The sequence below is a fragment of the Aquimarina acroporae genome, assembly GCF_023195925.1.
Lineage (GTDB): Bacteria > Bacteroidota > Bacteroidia > Flavobacteriales > Flavobacteriaceae > Aquimarina > Aquimarina acroporae.
The window spans coordinates 136,389-153,474 of the sequence record NZ_JALPRE010000006.1 but is presented as its reverse complement, the minus strand read 5'-3'; the positions used below and the strand labels follow the sequence as shown (position 1 = coordinate 153,474).

At 33.9% G+C, this 17,086-nt stretch carries 17 protein-coding genes; 4 read left to right on the top strand and 13 right to left on the bottom strand.

Features of this window, described 5'->3' with window-relative positions:
• Positions 1–14 precede the first annotated feature (14 nt).
• The 4 genes from M0D21_RS09130 to M0D21_RS09115 are packed head-to-tail and all read right to left on the bottom strand — an operon-like array spanning position 15 to position 5,125.
• A complete protein-coding gene (locus tag M0D21_RS09130; RefSeq protein WP_248328646.1) occupies positions 15–1,418 on the bottom strand; it encodes a TolC family protein in 1,404 nt (467 codons plus the stop codon).
• 1 nt (position 1,419) lies between these two features.
• A complete protein-coding gene (locus tag M0D21_RS09125) occupies positions 1,420–2,772 on the bottom strand; it encodes an HlyD family secretion protein (RefSeq protein WP_248328644.1) in 1,353 nt (450 codons plus the stop codon).
• A gap of 6 nt (positions 2,773–2,778) precedes the next feature.
• Entirely contained in the window at positions 2,779–4,446 is a 1,668-nt protein-coding gene (locus M0D21_RS09120; RefSeq protein ID WP_248328642.1) for a peptidase domain-containing ABC transporter, read from the bottom strand.
• A 7-nt stretch (positions 4,447–4,453) separates the two neighbouring features.
• The gene (locus tag M0D21_RS09115; RefSeq protein ID WP_248328640.1) at positions 4,454–5,125 is read right to left on the bottom strand and encodes a TetR/AcrR family transcriptional regulator; all 672 of its coding nucleotides are present in this window, start codon (positions 5,123–5,125) and stop codon (positions 4,454–4,456) included.
• 163 nt (positions 5,126–5,288) lie between these two features.
• Between M0D21_RS09115 and M0D21_RS09110 the strand changes: the two genes are divergently transcribed.
• Complete coding sequence (locus M0D21_RS09110; RefSeq protein ID WP_248328638.1) at positions 5,289–5,648, top strand: hypothetical protein; 360 nt, start codon at positions 5,289–5,291, stop codon at positions 5,646–5,648.
• An 81-nt stretch (positions 5,649–5,729) separates the two neighbouring features.
• Here the strand turns inward: M0D21_RS09110 and M0D21_RS09105 are convergent, their stop codons facing one another.
• The 7 genes from M0D21_RS09105 to M0D21_RS09075 form a co-directional block, all read right to left on the bottom strand.
• Entirely contained in the window at positions 5,730–6,587 is an 858-nt protein-coding gene (locus M0D21_RS09105) for a M57 family metalloprotease (protein WP_248328636.1), read from the bottom strand.
• Positions 6,588–7,115: 528 nt separating this feature from the next.
• Positions 7,116–7,391: an ATP-dependent Clp protease adaptor ClpS gene (locus M0D21_RS09100; protein WP_248328634.1), complete on the bottom strand. Its 276-nt coding sequence runs from the start codon at positions 7,389–7,391 to the stop codon at positions 7,116–7,118.
• A 62-nt stretch (positions 7,392–7,453) separates the two neighbouring features.
• Positions 7,454–8,293 (bottom strand): 50S ribosomal protein L11 methyltransferase, encoded by an 840-nt coding sequence (gene prmA, locus M0D21_RS09095; RefSeq protein ID WP_248328632.1) that lies wholly within the window; start codon positions 8,291–8,293, stop codon positions 7,454–7,456.
• A gap of 92 nt (positions 8,294–8,385) precedes the next feature.
• Positions 8,386–9,138, bottom strand: a complete 753-nt coding sequence (gene tpiA / locus M0D21_RS09090; RefSeq protein WP_248328630.1) for a triose-phosphate isomerase — start codon at positions 9,136–9,138, stop codon at positions 8,386–8,388.
• Positions 9,139–9,190: 52 nt separating this feature from the next.
• On the bottom strand, positions 9,191–10,264 hold the full coding sequence (locus M0D21_RS09085) for an ABC transporter permease (RefSeq protein WP_248328628.1): 1,074 nt from the start codon (positions 10,262–10,264) through the stop codon (positions 9,191–9,193).
• Between the two features lie 18 nt (positions 10,265–10,282).
• Positions 10,283–11,377, bottom strand: coding sequence for a BT_3928 family protein (locus M0D21_RS09080; protein WP_248328626.1), 1,095 nt, complete (start codon positions 11,375–11,377; stop codon positions 10,283–10,285).
• A 90-nt stretch (positions 11,378–11,467) separates the two neighbouring features.
• Entirely contained in the window at positions 11,468–12,010 is a 543-nt protein-coding gene (locus tag M0D21_RS09075; RefSeq protein WP_248328624.1) for a DUF1599 domain-containing protein, read from the bottom strand.
• Between the two features lie 92 nt (positions 12,011–12,102).
• On the opposite strand from M0D21_RS09075, the gene folP reads away from it, so the two are divergent.
• From folP to M0D21_RS09060, 3 genes are read left to right on the top strand one after another with little or no spacing between them, the layout of a single operon-like run.
• Positions 12,103–12,927 (top strand): dihydropteroate synthase, encoded by an 825-nt coding sequence (folP, locus tag M0D21_RS09070; RefSeq protein ID WP_248328622.1) that lies wholly within the window; start codon positions 12,103–12,105, stop codon positions 12,925–12,927.
• Between the two features lie 32 nt (positions 12,928–12,959).
• On the top strand, positions 12,960–13,736 hold the full coding sequence (gene cdaA / locus M0D21_RS09065; RefSeq protein WP_248328620.1) for a diadenylate cyclase CdaA: 777 nt from the start codon (positions 12,960–12,962) through the stop codon (positions 13,734–13,736).
• A complete protein-coding gene (locus M0D21_RS09060; protein WP_248328618.1) occupies positions 13,736–14,536 on the top strand; it encodes a DUF3667 domain-containing protein in 801 nt (266 codons plus the stop codon). Before cdaA ends, M0D21_RS09060 begins: the two co-directional genes overlap by 1 nt.
• On the opposite strand, the gene M0D21_RS09055 is transcribed toward M0D21_RS09060, so the two are convergent.
• Both M0D21_RS09055 and truA read right to left on the bottom strand, forming a co-directional pair.
• Positions 14,533–16,296 (bottom strand): ABC transporter ATP-binding protein, encoded by a 1,764-nt coding sequence (locus M0D21_RS09055; protein ID WP_248328616.1) that lies wholly within the window; start codon positions 16,294–16,296, stop codon positions 14,533–14,535. The two genes, M0D21_RS09060 and M0D21_RS09055, sit on opposite strands and share 4 nt — an antisense overlap.
• Before the next feature lie 4 nt (positions 16,297–16,300).
• Positions 16,301–17,044: a tRNA pseudouridine(38-40) synthase TruA gene (truA, locus tag M0D21_RS09050; RefSeq protein ID WP_248328614.1), complete on the bottom strand. Its 744-nt coding sequence runs from the start codon at positions 17,042–17,044 to the stop codon at positions 16,301–16,303.
• Positions 17,045–17,086 lie beyond the last annotated feature (42 nt).

Here is a 17,086-nt window from a genome sequence, read left to right as displayed (position 1 = left end):
AACTTCAGTTAACCTTATAAATTCATAGGATTCAAAGCCAAGCTATTAAAAAGTTTGGCTTTTGCTGTAAAAAATTTGTTCTGTACCTCAACTCCCTTTAATTGTGCATTTATAAGACTACGCTCCCTGGAGTTTATCAGAAACAACGAACTCTCTCCAAAACTAAACTTACGCTCCTCTGCGGCCAGCAATGTATTGTAGTCCCTTACAATATCATCGATCAATGCATTTTGTGTTTCAAAAGACTCTAATTCCGCATAAATGGCATTAATCTTATTTTGAATATTCACCTCAGTTGTTTTTCTTTCAAATTCTGCATCTTGCACTTTAAACTTAGCAAGTTTTAAATCTCCTCTTTCTTTTCTTAAAAACAAAGGAAATCTAAATGTTACTCCTCCTTTATATTCTTGAGCAGCAAAAGAATTAGCTATATCTGGGGTTTCTGTCAGGAAATTATACTCCAAATCTATTTTAGGCAATAACTTATTCGCTTTCAACCTTCTATCTACCTCTAGACCTTCGATTTTATATTCCAATGACTTTAATTTAGGATGATTCTCTATGGTAAAATCGCTCAGTGGATTTCCCTGTATTTCGAGAGTGATATCAATGATTTCTCCTAAATTATTATCTGGAATTACGTTTGGTTGTAACTCTATGGGTACATCTCCTTCCAACCATAAAAAATTAGATAACTCTAATGAAGCTTTCACAAGTTTTACTTTAGACTGCTCTAAGCTCAATTTTCGATTATCAACCGTAATTTTGGCCTCTACTGTGTCTATAGCAGCTTTATCTCTAGCTAAAACGCTTTTCTTAATACCTTCAAATCTTATTTCTGCATTATTTAAAAAATTATCATAAATCTCTTTCTCGTTATACGCCTTTAACCAATTGAAATACGCCAAGGATGCATCATAAAGAATATCATTTACAAGCAAATCTCTGTCTGCCTTAGTTTGTTCTCTAAAAAATTTGGCTTTTTTCAAAGTGGCCATCCGTTCATTTATCCATAAACCTCGTGCAACCGATACCGAAATTCCAGCATTAAACAGTCCGTCTTCAGGAACAAAATTTTGAGGGTTCAAAAATATCCCATCATTTTGTTCAAAACCTCCTTTAAACTCTACGCCATACCAAGTAGGAATTTTGAACGTAGCATTTAGTAAATCATAATACTCGCTACCTTTAAATTTTTTACGATCATAATCTACCTCAAGTTTGGGATCAAAACCACCCCTAGCCTTCATAAGATTGGCCTCTCCAATATTTATGTTTAATTCGGCTTGCCTGGCAACTGGGTGATATTTTTTCACATAGCCAAGGTATTCCTCAAACTTAAGTACCAGCGGTTCTGTTTCCTGAGCATACATTAACATACTACAAAACAGTAATAGATATAAAACGGGGTTCTTCATTTTACTTTTTTTCGGCTTTTGCAGTTTGTCCAGCAGGTTGATAATAATTTGGAGGGAAACCATTTAGCTTTCTCCATAACTCAAACCAAATAGGTACATCTTCGAGAAGTGCTAGAGAATTTGCTCCAGACCCAACTCTTATGTCTTTTGGCCACTCATAATCTTCTTTATCAGGAGCAATGAGCACTCTATATTTACCGTTATCACTTATGAAAGTTTCTATGGCTACAACCTTTCCTCCATACGTACCATAAGATACATTAGGCCACCCACTAAATATAATCGCTGGCCAACCATCAAACTGTATTCTTACTTTCTCTCCTATATGAATTAACGGTAAGTCAATAGGTTTTACAAAAGTTTCTACAGCAAGATCATAGTCTGAAGGCATTATATTCACCAATCGATCCCCTTCTTTAAAGGTTTCCCCTACTCCTGATCGTATAGCTTTATTTATAAACCCATTTTGCGGGGCTAGAATGTAATACAACTTGTTTCTAATCTCATAGTTGGTATATGCATTTTCTAATTTTGTTACTTGCGCTTCGGCATCAAACTGACTAGATTGAGCAGTAAACTTATCACTTCTCGCTTTTGAAATCTTATCGGTATACTCGGCGTTAATACGACTTATCTCTACCTCAGCATTAATTACATCGTTCTTACTCGCCAAAAGTTTATTTTCTTGAGAAATCAATTTAGCCTGTGTTTCTTGAAGTTTTAATCTTTTCTCTTCTACATCAGTCAAAGCTTTTAAACCTTCGCTTTCTAATTGTACTGTACGATCGTATTGTCGTTGAGCAATAGTAATATTGGTTTTGGCTGCTTCCAAATCAATACTATCACTCTGCACTTTCAATCGAGACTGCATTAGTTTGTTTTTTGCTTGCTGTAGTTTTAGCCCCCTTTCATTTGCCAAAGCACCCGCTTGCACCTCTAGAGCTTTTACTTTTTCCTGATATGAAGTAACCGACATAGATTTCGCTTTAATCTGCTGTCCTGTTCGCTCTACCAAATTGGGATCAAAATATTCGTTTTTGACTTCGGAAATATGCAAAATCGTATCTCCTTTTCTAACAAAATCTCCCTCTTTTACATACCATTGTTCTATTCTCCCAGGTATTGGTGATTGAATAGTTTGTGGTCTTTGATCCGGCTTAAGAGTCGTTACACTACCAGCTCCTGAAATATTTTGTGTCCATGGTAGAAACATGATAATCACAGCTATCAAGGCAAAAACCAACAAAAACTGATTAAAATATTTGTAGTGCCTTCTATGAAACACTTTTTTTATAGCTTTATATTCAGAAAGATCTACCTTCTTATTTAATGTATTATGAGAAATATTCAACATAAGACTTTATTTTTCACTAACAATTTTTCCGTTTTCAATTTGTATGATGCGACCGCATCTTGTAGCCCACTTATTATTTTGACTTACAACAACCAATGCCCATGGCCTTTCTGGAGCTGTTAGAAAATCCATAATACGAGCAACTTCACTTTCATCAAACTGATCTAATGGATCTTTTAAGATCAGAAGTTTTGGTTTTCTTACAATACTTCTTGCTAACACTATCTTTTTAGAAATTGTGTAAGATATCTGTTTCCCTTCGGGATGAATAATAGTGCTAAGTCCTCCTGGTTGCTCTTTGACATACTGTGTTAGCCCTACTTGTTCTAGTGCCCAATACACATCTTCATGAGGTATCGATGTATCGCCAAACGTAATATTTTCAAGAATAGTACCTTCAAACGGTGATTCCTCTGTTAAAGACTGTCCCAAATATGCTCTGTAATAATTTAGGTTAATACCTCTTAGATCTACATTATTTACATATACCTTACCGGTATCTGGCTGAATTAACCCAGCAATAAGTCGAAGTAATGTAGATTTCCCAGACCCATTTGACCCCTGCACCAAAATGGTACAATCTTTAGTAATAGTTAATGAAATATCATCCAGAATCCTTTTCCCAGCCTCTGGCGTAGCAAAGGATACATGATCAAGCTCTACTGTAAATCCTTCATCTTCTTTAAATGGCTTCTCGCCTGTTTGTGGCTCTAAATCTTTGTCTACAACCTGACCTAATTTCTCAAGAGAGGTTAGTACATCATAAAACGACTCTAAACCTGTAATTAACTTTTCAACAGAACCAATTACTAAAACGATAATAATTTCTGCTGCTACGAATTGACCAATATTCATTTCCTGATTTAATACCAGTATTCCTCCGATAAGTAATAGACCTGCGGTTACTAATACCTTGAATCCAATCATTTGTATGAACTGAATCACTAAAATCTTAAAATGGCTTTCACGAGCTGCGAGATATTCAGTCACTAAATTGTCATTTTTTTGTAAGGCCAAACTTGTTTTTCCAGAAAGCTTAAAACTAACAATAGATCTGGCAATTTCCTGAATCCAATGTGCAACCTTATATTTACTTTTAGACTCTTTAAGACTGGTCTCTAACCCTCTTTTTGCCGTGTATTTAAACACAACATATACAAGCAGTAATAAAAGAATTCCATAAATAATGAAGAATGGATGATAGAAAGACAGCAGCATCAAACCAAAAATGATCTGAAGCAAAGCCGCAGGAAAATCAACCAGAATTTTGGCTAACCCTTTTTGAGTAGTTAATGTATCGAAAAACCGATTAGCTAACTCTGGTGGGTAATAATTGCGTAACTCGCTCATTTTTATTTTCGGAAAGCGATATGTAAACTCAAAAGATGCCCTTGTAAATATTTTTTGCTGTACATTTTCAATAATTCTAATTTGCATTAATTGAAGCATTCCAGCAAAAACTACTCCCAGCGTAACAAGAATCACCAAAATAACCCATGATGTACTTATTTGTGCACCTTGCACAAGGTTAATAATCGCTTGTATTCCCAAAGGAAGAGATAAATTAACTAACCCTGCAAAAATTGCGTAATAGAATGTTTGTAAGATGTCTTTTTTATCAAGCTGTAAAAGACCAACAAGCCTTTGCCAAGCAGTTAATACGGTTTTGGCCATATGTAGATTACTTTAAAGATTTAAAAACTAAGTCGATGAAATATGTAGACGGGGAAACATCTTCACTACAATCTGTAATTGTAGCAAAATGTTCTTTAAGGAAATGCTGATGAAGCGCGCCTTCTATTATAGTACTAGCTAAACTAGAGGGATATTTGTACTTTTTATCAACCTCATGAATCATCTCCTTTAACCGTGTAACCAAACGCTTATAAATTAAAAAATAACCTTCTTTATTTTCATGGTCTACCTCTTTGGTTAAATATGATTTGGAATACTCATTAATAACGATCTTGTTTAAAAGCACTTCATTAATGTGAGAAAATGAAGAATCTTCCTTAATCGTTTGCGTAATGATCTCTATGGCTCTTTTTAACTTTTCTTCCGGATTAGAAATACTGTTGGTGGCAAACACCAATTGATACTCCAACCAACCCCAATACCACGATGTAAGATATAACAATAGTTTATGCTTATTCTCAAAATATCGGTATATAGAACTTTCATTCGAACCAATTTTCTCTCCAAGTTTTTTAAATGTAAAACTTTCAAAACCTATCTCCTGTATCATTAGAATACTATGCTCTATAATACGTTTTCCTAAATCTGACGATTCTGGATCTTTAATGTAAATCTTATCATTAATGTTAACCTTAAGATCCTGAAGTAAATGTTTCATTTATTCGCAATATTAAAAATAAACAGTGCAAATATAATAGTATTACTATCATAGTATAACAGATTAACTTTTATTTAACCTATGTACAATGTTATAAAAGCCATGTATATTTATTAAATTTGTAAAAAAACTAACTCAAAATCATCAATAAATAAATTAAGACATGAAAAAAATACTATTTATTGCGCTTTTAGCAATTTCAGGCATATTTGCCCAACAAAACAACACAGACGCACAAACTTCTATAGAAGTAGGAAATGAACTTATCATTGGACAACCTTCAAACCAGGAATTTGAACATTTTCATTTTCCTAAAACCAACTTTATCATAAAAAAGGGAGGCATTGCAAATTACAAGGCATTAGCTGGTAAAAAGGTAATTGTTACCGCTGTTGAGAGTAATAGGGAAGGTAAAAAAGTAGTGACTGTAAAAAGAAAAGACGGACTTAAATTTTTTAAATCCATTGCTACTGTAAAAATTGATTTAGAACAGGCAATAAGTTCTGGAGAGATAAAATCTTAAAATAAAAAAACCATCCCGAAACTCACCGGGATGGTTGCAATATTGTTCAAAGCTATTTGTTATTTGTTTGTTTATTGACTCTTAGTATAAGAACTCTAGCGCTCTAATATCTGCAGCACTAAATTCTCCATCCTCGCTTCCGTCGAAACAAGAAATCATTAATGATCCAGAGTCTAAACCAGCTTGTCCCCATCTGTTTGCAGTTGGAGTTCCTGGGATATGCACTGCTCCAATGCTTCCAGCAGTACCTTCGTTACTACCATCACATCTTCTTTGTGCGTAATCTGTATGTCTGAAACCAAGTGCATGACCCATTTCGTGCCCAATAACGTGCTCATTTACGTTGTTGTTTTGGTTAGCCATACCACCTAAAATTTGGATGAATTTACCTGGTCTTCCTCCACTTGGGAATTCAGCTTGTCCTCCTGCTCCTGAACCACCAGCGTTATATACGATCATATCTCCGTTAGTAGTGGCAGCAAAAGAAAGTGTGAAAGTTAAAGAAGTATTGATTCTGTTATAGTTGTTTACAGCCCACTGTAAACCAGTTCTCATACGAGAAGTTAACGCAAAACCATTACCAGTATATCCAACAACACGAATAGTACGTCCTTGACTTACTAATGCATTAGTTCTGTATTGTTTAAGATCACCATTAAGTGCTTGATTAGCAAGATCATCTAAAGCAATAAAGATATCTTGAAAACCTTTTGTTCCAGCAAGAATTCCTTTCTTTGAAGTTCCATCTGGATAATTTACAGTTTTATAAATAGCATCAAATGGATTAACTCCTGCTGCTGCAACTGCTAATTGATGTTCTTTTGAAAGTTCTACTGATGCTACCTCTGGTGCAGTTTCGTTGGCGATGTCGTCTTTTTGACAAGATGTAGCAAAACCTGCTACAATAGCGCATAGCGCTAGTACTTTGATTTTTTTCATTTTAATAAGTTGAGTTTGTGTAGTTACTTTACAAAGTAAAATTGTGACGTTTCACTTTGCGTACAATTATGTAAAAGCTTTGAACTTTTATATTTTTTGCGGGTTGAAGATATGATATTTTTTTTGAAATATGAGTTAATATTTTGAACTATTTGTTGAAAATACGGTAAAACCGTAAGATTAATGTAAAGAAAATGAAAAAACACCTCGTTTTAATCAAAATAAAAATCGATCAACTACACACAATTTTACAAGGAAAATAACACTACAAGAACTGAAAACAAGTGATAACTTGCCACTTGTTAAAGAAATCTAAAAAAAATAGCTAAAGATCGACCAATGGCTATAAAAGAAAGTTTTTTCTTACAAAATATAAAATTTAACTACAATATGTTAAAAAAATCTTAAAATAAAAATATATAACAAATTCGTAAATATTGATCTCTTAAATAACAAGAAAACAACCTTATAAAAAACAAAAAACGCCCTTTTAAAAAGAGCGTTTTTTATATAGTTTCAGATTATTCTTTACACAATCTCGGCACTTAACCCTGCCTCTAACAACTTAGAACAGCGGGGCACAAGTTCTTCATACACCCCTGTTTTCACCGTACATTTTCCTTTATAATGTACCAACCAAGCACATTGTTCTGCTTGAATAGGAGTGTGCTCACATGAATAAATTAAGGTATCAATGACATGATCAAAGGTATTTACATCATCATTATATAAAACAATCTCGTTATTACCCTGATCAACAGACTTTTCGAGAACTTCTTCTAATACTTTTTCATTGGTATTCATGAGATACTATTTTGGTAGTACAAATATAATAACTTACTTATTTATTATGTATAAAAATAAGATCATTTTAACTCATAAGATGCTGCAATCCAATTATTTCTCTCTAGGTTGTTTACAAAAAACAAATTTCTTGTTTTACACTCTTCTGTAATTAGATCAAGATCTTCACTATAGAAGCCACTTAAAAAAAGTAATCCTCCAGTATTTAATGATTGTGCATAGTACTGAATATCATTGAGTAAAATATTTCTATTAATATTTGCTATGATTATATCATACCTTCTACCTTCAAGCAAAGCGACATCTCCCTCATATGCCTGAATGTGGTTGCAATTATTGCGCTCTACATTTTCAATAGTATTTAGATAACACCAATTATCGATATCTATCGCATCTAAGGAAGTAGCACCTCTCATTTCAGCTAAAATTGCCAACACTCCTGTCCCACATCCCATATCTAAAACTTTTTTACCCTCTAGATCTGCCTTTAGCAGATGCTGTATCATCATATGCGTGGTTTCATGATGACCAGTCCCGAATGACATCTTAGGCTCTATAATGATATCATATTCTGTATTTGGTTTATCATGAAATGGTGCACGAACACTACATCTTTCATCGACTACAATAGGATTGAAGTTTTTTTCCCACTCTTCATTCCAATTTATCTGCTCAATTTCTTCAAAAGTATACTCAATTTTAAATTCATCAGAATTCAAAACATGAATATCTACAAGAATATTTTCATTCCAATCTTCTTTTTGAATATATGCATTCACACCATCCTCCGTTTCTACGAAACTTTCAAAACCTGCATACCCCAATTCGGCAATTAATATTTCAGAAGCAGGTTGGGTTGGAGAAATTTTAAAATAATACCCCAGATATATTGGATTCGTCATCTTTTATATTTTATGTACAACGTATTTTATCATCATTAAAAAAGCACCTCTGATCAAGTCATGAGATGCTTTTTTACTATTTCATTTCGTAATTATATTGCTGCGGCAATGGCCGAAAAACTTTCTGAATCTAGTGACGCCCCACCAATAAGTCCTCCATCTACATCTTCTTTAGAAAAGATTTCTTTAGCATTATTAGGTTTTACACTACCTCCATATAGTATTGTCACATTGTCTGCAACATCTTGACCAAATGCCCCTGCTATAGTCTTACGAATAAAAGCATGCATTTCTTGAGCTTGCTCTGGAGAAGCAGTTTCTCCTGTGCCTATAGCCCATACGGGTTCATAGGCTAAAACAATATTTTTCCAACTTGAAGTATCTACATGAAAAAGACCATTTTTTAGTTGATTTTCTACAACAGTAAAATGATTATCATTTCTACGATCTTGCAATTCTTCACCAAAACAGAAAATTATAGACATTTCATGTTTCAAGGCAGCATTCACCTTTTTAGATAGTAATTCATCGGTTTCTCCAAAATATGCTCTGCGTTCGCTATGGCCTAAAATAACAGTATCAACATCAATATTCTTTAACATATCTGCAGAAATTTCTCCCGTATATGCTCCACTATCTTCCTGATGCATATTTTGCGCTGCAACTTTTATTTTTGAAGTTTGTAAACTTTCAGAAGCAGTTGATAAATTCACAAAAGTAGGAGCTACTATAATTTCGGCTGTTGTATCATCCCCAATTTTGCTTTTAAGCTCTTCTAGTAGGCTCTTGGTATCAACCAGATTTTTATTCATTTTCCAATTTCCGGCTACAATCTTTTTTCTCATGTATTAAACTTTATTATGTGGTTAAAAGTGTGGTTACTATTTTATATAATGGTTACAACCTAATTCTTGGGTCTAACCATCCGTAAATAATGTCGACAAATATATTGATTAGTATAAACATAGTAGCAATTACCAACACAGATCCCATAATAACGGGAAGATCTAATGTATTAAGGGCGTCAACTATCTCTTTTCCTAATCCATTCCAGCCAAAGATATATTCTACAAATACTGCTCCAGCTAGCATTGAAGCAAACCATCCTGAAATTGCAGTCACAACAGGGTTAAGTGCATTTTTTAACGCATGTTTTCTTATGATTTGCACCATTGACAATCCTTTGGCTTTTGCTGTTCTTATGTAGTCTTGACTCATTACTTCGAGCAGTGAATTTCTCATAAGTTGAGTCACTACTGCCAGAGGACGAATACCAAGTACTATTGCCGGGAGTATAAGGTTTTTCCATTGTATATAACTACCTTCTCCAAAATCATCAACTTCATATAAACTACCAGTCATATTAAGGTTAGTAAATTCGTGTAATACATAGCCAAATAACCAGGCAAAAATTATTGCACTAAAAAAAGAGGGAACGCTCATCCCCAACGTACTTAGCAATTGTATAGCCCTATCTATCCAACCATCTTTGGTAATGGCACTAATTATTCCCAATACAATACCAAGGAGCATAGCGATACAAATAGCAGATATAGCTAAGATCGCCGTATTAGGTAAGGTTTCCCTTATTACTTCACTTACTCTTTTACCATCTTTTTGAAAAGAAGCTCTTAAATACGGAAGTTTAAATACGGTCACTGTTTCTCCAATAGTGAATAGCGATGTGTATGAATACTTGTCTGGTGCTAAATAAGAAAAATTTTCTTTGTCTAAACTATGAAAAGAAATTGGAGAAAGGTCATTAATATAGTATAGGTACTGTTTTGAAATCGGTTGATCAAAACCGTATTTCTTTCGCACTGTTTGTATCTGCTCTTCTGTTTCGTTTTGTCCCAACATCATTTGAGCAGGATCACCGGGAAGCAATGTAAAAAGTAAAAAAATAACTGTTACCACTCCTAGCAAAGTAAGTAATGCATATCCTATTTTACTAAAGAAGTACCTAAGCATAATTTTTACAAATCAGTTTTATAACGACAATTTATCAGCATCATTCCAATGAAGCTTATCTACTATAGTTCCTTTTTTTAATTGTACTATCCCAGGGTTTGAACGCAATATGGTCTTTAAAGCAGTTTCATCTGTTGCGTAAAACTCAAACTTGAGATCGTATCTACTTTTAATTTCAGAAATATCCTTAGCACCAGAAGCGGTTAGACCAATTACTTCATAACCGTTGGCCATAGCATTATCTGTTAGTGTTTTAATCGCATTCAACCCTTCTGCTTCACTTTTCGAAAGATTGTACATGACTATCAAAATTAAATTCTCTTTTTGAAGAAATTCTGATGTATAGTCTCCCCCATCCTTTTCTATGGCGAAATCATGAATTGGTGGTTCATATCCCTCATTAATCGTTTCGGTTTCTACTCCAATAAATTTCCCACTAACTTGAGGATAATCCCCACTTGTGGTCACTATTTGCTCTTCTCCGTTTACATTAAATTTCCAGTGATAAGCAAATTCGGCTTTAGGTGCGCCTTCAGGAATTTCCATCCCTTGCTGAATATTGGTTCCTATTTTATAAGCTCTAAAATCAAAAGCTGGCAAATGCATTAAAACGTGATAAGCAAATGCTAAGCAAGCAGTAAAACCACCAAAAACTACGTATTTATGAATAGCCTCTTTACCAATTGGGTTAATATATTGTCTCCCAAAAAACAACACCAAAACTAACACCAACAAAATCACATCCTTAGTAAAAGATTCCCACGGGGTTAATGGCAACGCATCTCCAAAGCAACCACAATCTGTTACCTTATTAAAATAGGCAGAATAAAAGGTTAGAAACGTGAAAAAGACAATCATTAAAAGTAATGACCAAACTGTAAACTTTGGAAGGTAACCCAATATAAGTGTGATCCCTAGGATAATTTCAAAAATAACTAAGAACACGGCAATCAATAGTGCAAATGGAATTAAAAACTCCAAGTTCAATACTCCTTCACCAAAATACTCCTGTAGTTTATATGAAAAACCTAAAGGGTCATTTAACTTTATAAATCCCGAGAATAAGAAAAGTGCTGCTACAAATATTCGGGAAAAAGTGACTAATATCTTCATTTTCTATTTAATAATTATGATAATCTGCACACAAGATAATGTGGTTTGAGAATTGTTATTTTCTATTTAACAGTATTTTAATCTAAATCACTATTTAGCACTTTCCAGATGAATCATAGCAAAAACTGCATAATTTATCATATCCTGATAATTTGCATCGATTCCTTCACTAACCAGAGTTTTTCCTTTGTTATCTTCAATTTGCTTAACTCTCAACAATTTTTGAATAATAAGATCAGTAAGAGAACTCACGCGCATGTCCCTCCACGCCTCGCCATAATCATGATTTTTATTCATCATGAGTTCTTTGGTAACTAGACTGTGCTTATCATATAGTGCTGTTGCCTCTTCTAAAGATAGATCGGGTTGATCTGCAATTCCTTTTTCAATCTGAATCAGAGCCATAATGCTATAATTTACAATTCCTATAAATTCTGGCAACTCTCCCTCGTCTACTTTACGCACTTCATTCTCTTGAAGACTTCTGATTCGTTGAGCTTTTATAAATATCTGATCGGTCAAAGATGGTAATCTCAAGATTCTCCAGGCGCTACCGTAATCTTTCATTTTTTTTATAAACAAATCACGACACCTCGTAATTACCTCGTCATATTGTACAGACGTATCTTGCATAAAACTGTTGAATTTTGCGTAAATTTCGCTTTAATATGGGAATTATCCAATTTAAGCCCTAGTTTAAACCTAAAAAACGCGAAAACGCAGTAATGACAATAAATTGCAAAGGTTCTTTAATCGACTTATCTATCCCTAAAGTAATGGGGATTTTAAATATCACTCCAGATTCTTTTTACGACGGCGGAAAATATAAAGATGAAGATGAGATTATAAAACAAACTGAAAAAATGCTTAAAGAAGGAGCTTCGTTTATAGATATAGGAGCTTATTCATCTCGCCCAGGAGCAGATCATATTTCTCAAGAAGAAGAGAAAGCAAGAATACTCCCCATTGTAGAATTACTCATCAAACGTTTCCCCGAAATTCTAATTTCTATCGACACATTTAGAAGTTCAATCGCCAAAGCATGTATTGAGAGTGGCGCCGCAATAATCAACGATATCTCTGCCGGAAACCTAGATGATCAAATGATAGCTTGTGTTGGAACGCTGCAAGTACCATATATCATGATGCATATGAGAGGAACCCCACAAACTATGAAATCTCTTGATCAATACAACGATCTTTTCAACGATATAAATCTATATTTTTCACAAAAGATCGCTACAGCAAGAAAACATGGAATTAATGATATTATTATCGATCCTGGATTTGGATTTGCCAAAAACAGTGCTCAGAATTTCGAGTTACTCAAAAACATGAGTCTTATAGCTATTCATGAGGTCCCTATATTAGCAGGGTTATCAAGAAAATCGATGATTTACAAAACTCTTGACACCAAACCATCTGAAGCTTTAAATGGCACTACAGTTCTTAATACCATTGCTTTACTAAACAATGCATCAATACTTAGAGTGCATGACGTAAAAGAAGCCTTAGAATGTATTACTCTAGTACAACAGCTCAAACATTAATTTTTTTCTATTTTTACAAAAACAGCAAACTTTTGGATTTAATCAACCTTAGAATACTTGATATATTAGATATTGTACTCGTTGCTTTTCTTCTGTACTATATCTATAAGCTGGTTAAAGGAACTGCGGCTATCAATATTTTTATAGGTATTGTTATTATTTATTTGGTTTGGAAACTTACTCAGTTTCTTGCCATGGAAATGCTTAGTAGTGTTTTAGGTGAATTTATTGGAGTGGGAATGTTTGCTTTGATTGTTGTATTTCAACAAGAAATTAGAAAATTTCTCTTGATGATAGGATCTACCAACTTTGGAAGAAGAAGAAAATTTCTTAGGCAACTTAAATTCATTCGAGATACCCCAGAAGATAGTGTAACCAATATTAAAGCTATAGTAGAAGCCTGCAATAGTATGGGAACCACACATACGGGAGCTCTTATCGTGATAAAAAGAAACACTTCTTTAGATTTTGTAAAAACCACTGGGGATTCAATGGATGTTTTAGTAAACACACCAATTATAGAAAGTATTTTTTACAAAAACAGCCCCCTTCACGATGGGGCAATGATTATTGAAGATAATCATATTCTGGCAACTCGGGTAATACTACCTGTTACCAATGATAGCACCATGCCTTTACGGTTTGGACTTCGTCATAGAGCTGCTGTTGGTATTACCGAAAAGACCGACGCATTGGCTTTGGTAGTAAGTGAAGAAACAGGCAAACTATCGTATATAAAAAATGGAGAGTTTGTTATGTTTAAAACAAAAGAAGAATTGGAAGAAAAAATAAAAAGAGACCTTACTTAATGGGGGATAAAATTACCATCACACACTGTAAAAATTGCGGAACACAAATTACCGGGTATAATTTTTGCCCTAACTGTGGAGCTAAAAAAATTACCAGAAGAATTACCTTCAAAAATCTTGTAAATGAGCTTGTAGAACGATTTTTCAATCTTGACAATTCCATAGTCAAAACTTTTATTCACTTATTTACAAAGCCCGAAGAGGTCATCGATGGATATATTCATGGAATGCGTAAAAGATATATCAATGCTTTTGGATATTTTGCCATTTCACTTACTATACTAGGACTTTACTCTTTTTTTCTTGAAGACACCTTAAGAGAATTTTCTACTAGTGGTTCTCCTACAGAAGCTGCCATAAAAGCTAATAAAGCAGTAATGGACTTCATTTTTAAATACCAGACGATTCTCAATTTTTCATCTATACCATTACTTGCTATAGTTTCGAAAGTTGTTTTTTTAAATTATAAAAAATACAATTTTACTGAGCACTTGGTTATTTACCTATACGCCTACTCACATATTGTTACTATAGTAACTTTAGTATTAATACCTATCACATTGCTGGAGGTAAGCATGGAAGCTACCTTATTACAATTCCCGGTATACATAATATATATAGCGTATGTCCTAAAAAGACTTTACAACCTTAGTTGGAAGAAAATTATACTGAAAACACTACTATTCTTTTTGGTAAGCGGAGTTTTCTATATTATTGTCTCAATCATTTTAAGTGTATTGATTGTCTTAACAGGGATAATTGATCTAAAAGATTTGCAGGAACTAAATGCCCAAAATTAATCGACCGCGGTAGCAAATTGTACTTCGTATAAGTTTCTATAATACCCATCGGTAATTTTAAGTAATTCCTGATGATTTCCTTCTTCGACAATCTGACCTTTGTCCATGACAATAATTTTGTCGGCATTTTTTATGGTTGCTAATCTATGAGCTATTACAATTGAAGTTCTCCCTTGAGTAATCTTGTTAGTCGCATCTTGTATTAACTGTTCACTATGAGAATCTATTGATGATGTAGCTTCATCTAGCACCAAAATTCCAGGGTTTGTAACATAAGCTCTCAGAAAAGATATTAGTTGCCGTTGTCCCGAAGAGAGCATTACTCCTCTCTCCTTTACATTGTAATGATAACCTTCTGGCAAACTTTCTATAAATTCATGAATCCCTATTTCTTTGGCTGCGTTTTTCACCTCTTCTTCAGTAATATCTGGATTATTCAAGGTTATATTATTAAGAATTGTATCTGCAAACAAGAACACATCCTGAAGTACTACAGCAATATGACTTCTTAAAGATTTCAAACGTACTTCTTCTATATTTTGATCATCAATAGAAATGACACCGCTATCTATTTCATAAAATCTACTCAATAGATTAATAATAGTAGATTTTCCAGCACCAGTAGCTCCAACAATAGCAACCGTTTCTCCTGCATTTACCTGAAAGGAAATTCCTCTCAAAACCTCTTCATCTTTAAGATAGCTAAATCTTACATTTTCAAAGCCTATTTTACCTTTTACTTCATCTAATACTAGTTGCCCATTATCCTTTATTTTAGAATCTGTATCGAGAACAGCAAAAACACGATTGGCTGCAACCATTCCCATTTGTAAAGTATTAAATTTATCTGCTATTTGGCGTAAAGGCCTGAAAAGCATTTGAGATAATTCAATGAAAGCAATCACAACTCCCAGAGTAATAACATCTCCTTGAGCTGCTTTCAACCCACCAAACCAAACAATTAAACCAATAGTCACCGAACTAGACATTTCAGCGATCGGAAAGAAGATAGAGTTATACCAAACGGTCTTTATCCAACCCTTCTTATGTTTCTCGTTAATTTCTTTAAAATTGGCATACTCTGTTTTCTCACGGGTAAACAATTGTACGATTTTCATACCCGTAATACGCTCCTGTACAAACGAATTTAGATTCGAAACTTGAGTTCTAACCTCTTCAAAAGCAGCTTTCATTTTCTTTTGAAATACCCTTGTTGCATATACGATTAATGGAAGAACCAATAATACTAGTAAAGTAAGCTGCCAACTTTGGTAAAACATATACCCCAAGATCACCAACATCTTTAATAAGTCACTTATGATCATAAACAGTCCCTGACTAAAAATACTAGCAATCGTTTCTATATCGCTTACAGCTCTTGTAACCAATCTTCCTACCGCCGACTTATCATAATACTGCTTTTTGAAGCCAAGCATATGATCAAACAACTTCACCCTTAAATCCAGGATTACTTGTTGCCCTAACCAATTCGCGAAGTAAATAAATAGAAATTGAAATATCACCTCGAGTAATAAAACTCCTCCCATTAAAGAAATAAAAACGACCAATAACTCATTATCTCTGGAAATTATACTTTTATCGATAACTTGTTGTAAAAAGTAAGGTCTTAACACAGCAAACACTGATAACAAAATAGCCGAAAGCGCAACAAAATAAAAAGTAAGCCTATAAGGGTTTGTATAAGTCACCAATCGTCTAAACAATTTGAAATCAAATGCTTTTCCTGTCTTTTCTGCCATTTATTTATAGGTATATGTGTTCTGGGTACTCAACTTGTGTTAAATATAAACCATGTGCGGGTACAGAATAACCTGCTTCACCACGGTCTTCGCTCTCTACAATTCTCTGTATATCTTCTTTTGTTAACTTATGTTCGCCTATTTCTATTAATGTTCCAACAATTGCTCTTACCATATTTCTCAAAAAGCGATTAGCCGAAATTTTAAAAACAAAACCATTTTCTATCTCCTCCCACATCGCATTGGTTATAGTACAATTATACGTTTTTACATCGGTTTTTGACTTACTAAAGCATTTAAAATTGGTATAGTTTAACAGTAATTTAGCAGCTTCATTCATTTGATCAAGATCCAATGTTTTTTTATAATAATACGCTTGATCTAAAGAAAAAGGGTCTTTCGCAGTAACCACATAATACTCATAAGATCTGCTTAATGCATCAAAGCGAGCATGTGTTTCGGGGCGAACTCTCCTTACATTTTTAACCGCAACTTCAGGTGGTAAAATAGAATTAAGTTTATATGTCAATTGAGAACAATCTATCCTTTTTTCGAAATCAAAATGAGCCATGATTTGTTTAGCATGAACACCAGTATCTGTTCTTCCCGCTCCAACCACTGCAAGCTCTTCCCTCAACAACGTAGACAAACTATTTTCTACCACCTCCTGAACAGAAATAGCATTGGGTTGTCGTTGCCATCCGTGATAAGGAGTTCCTTTATAGGAAAGTTCTAAAAAATATCGCAAAGTATTCTATTTTTGTACAAAACTGAACGCAAATATAATTCA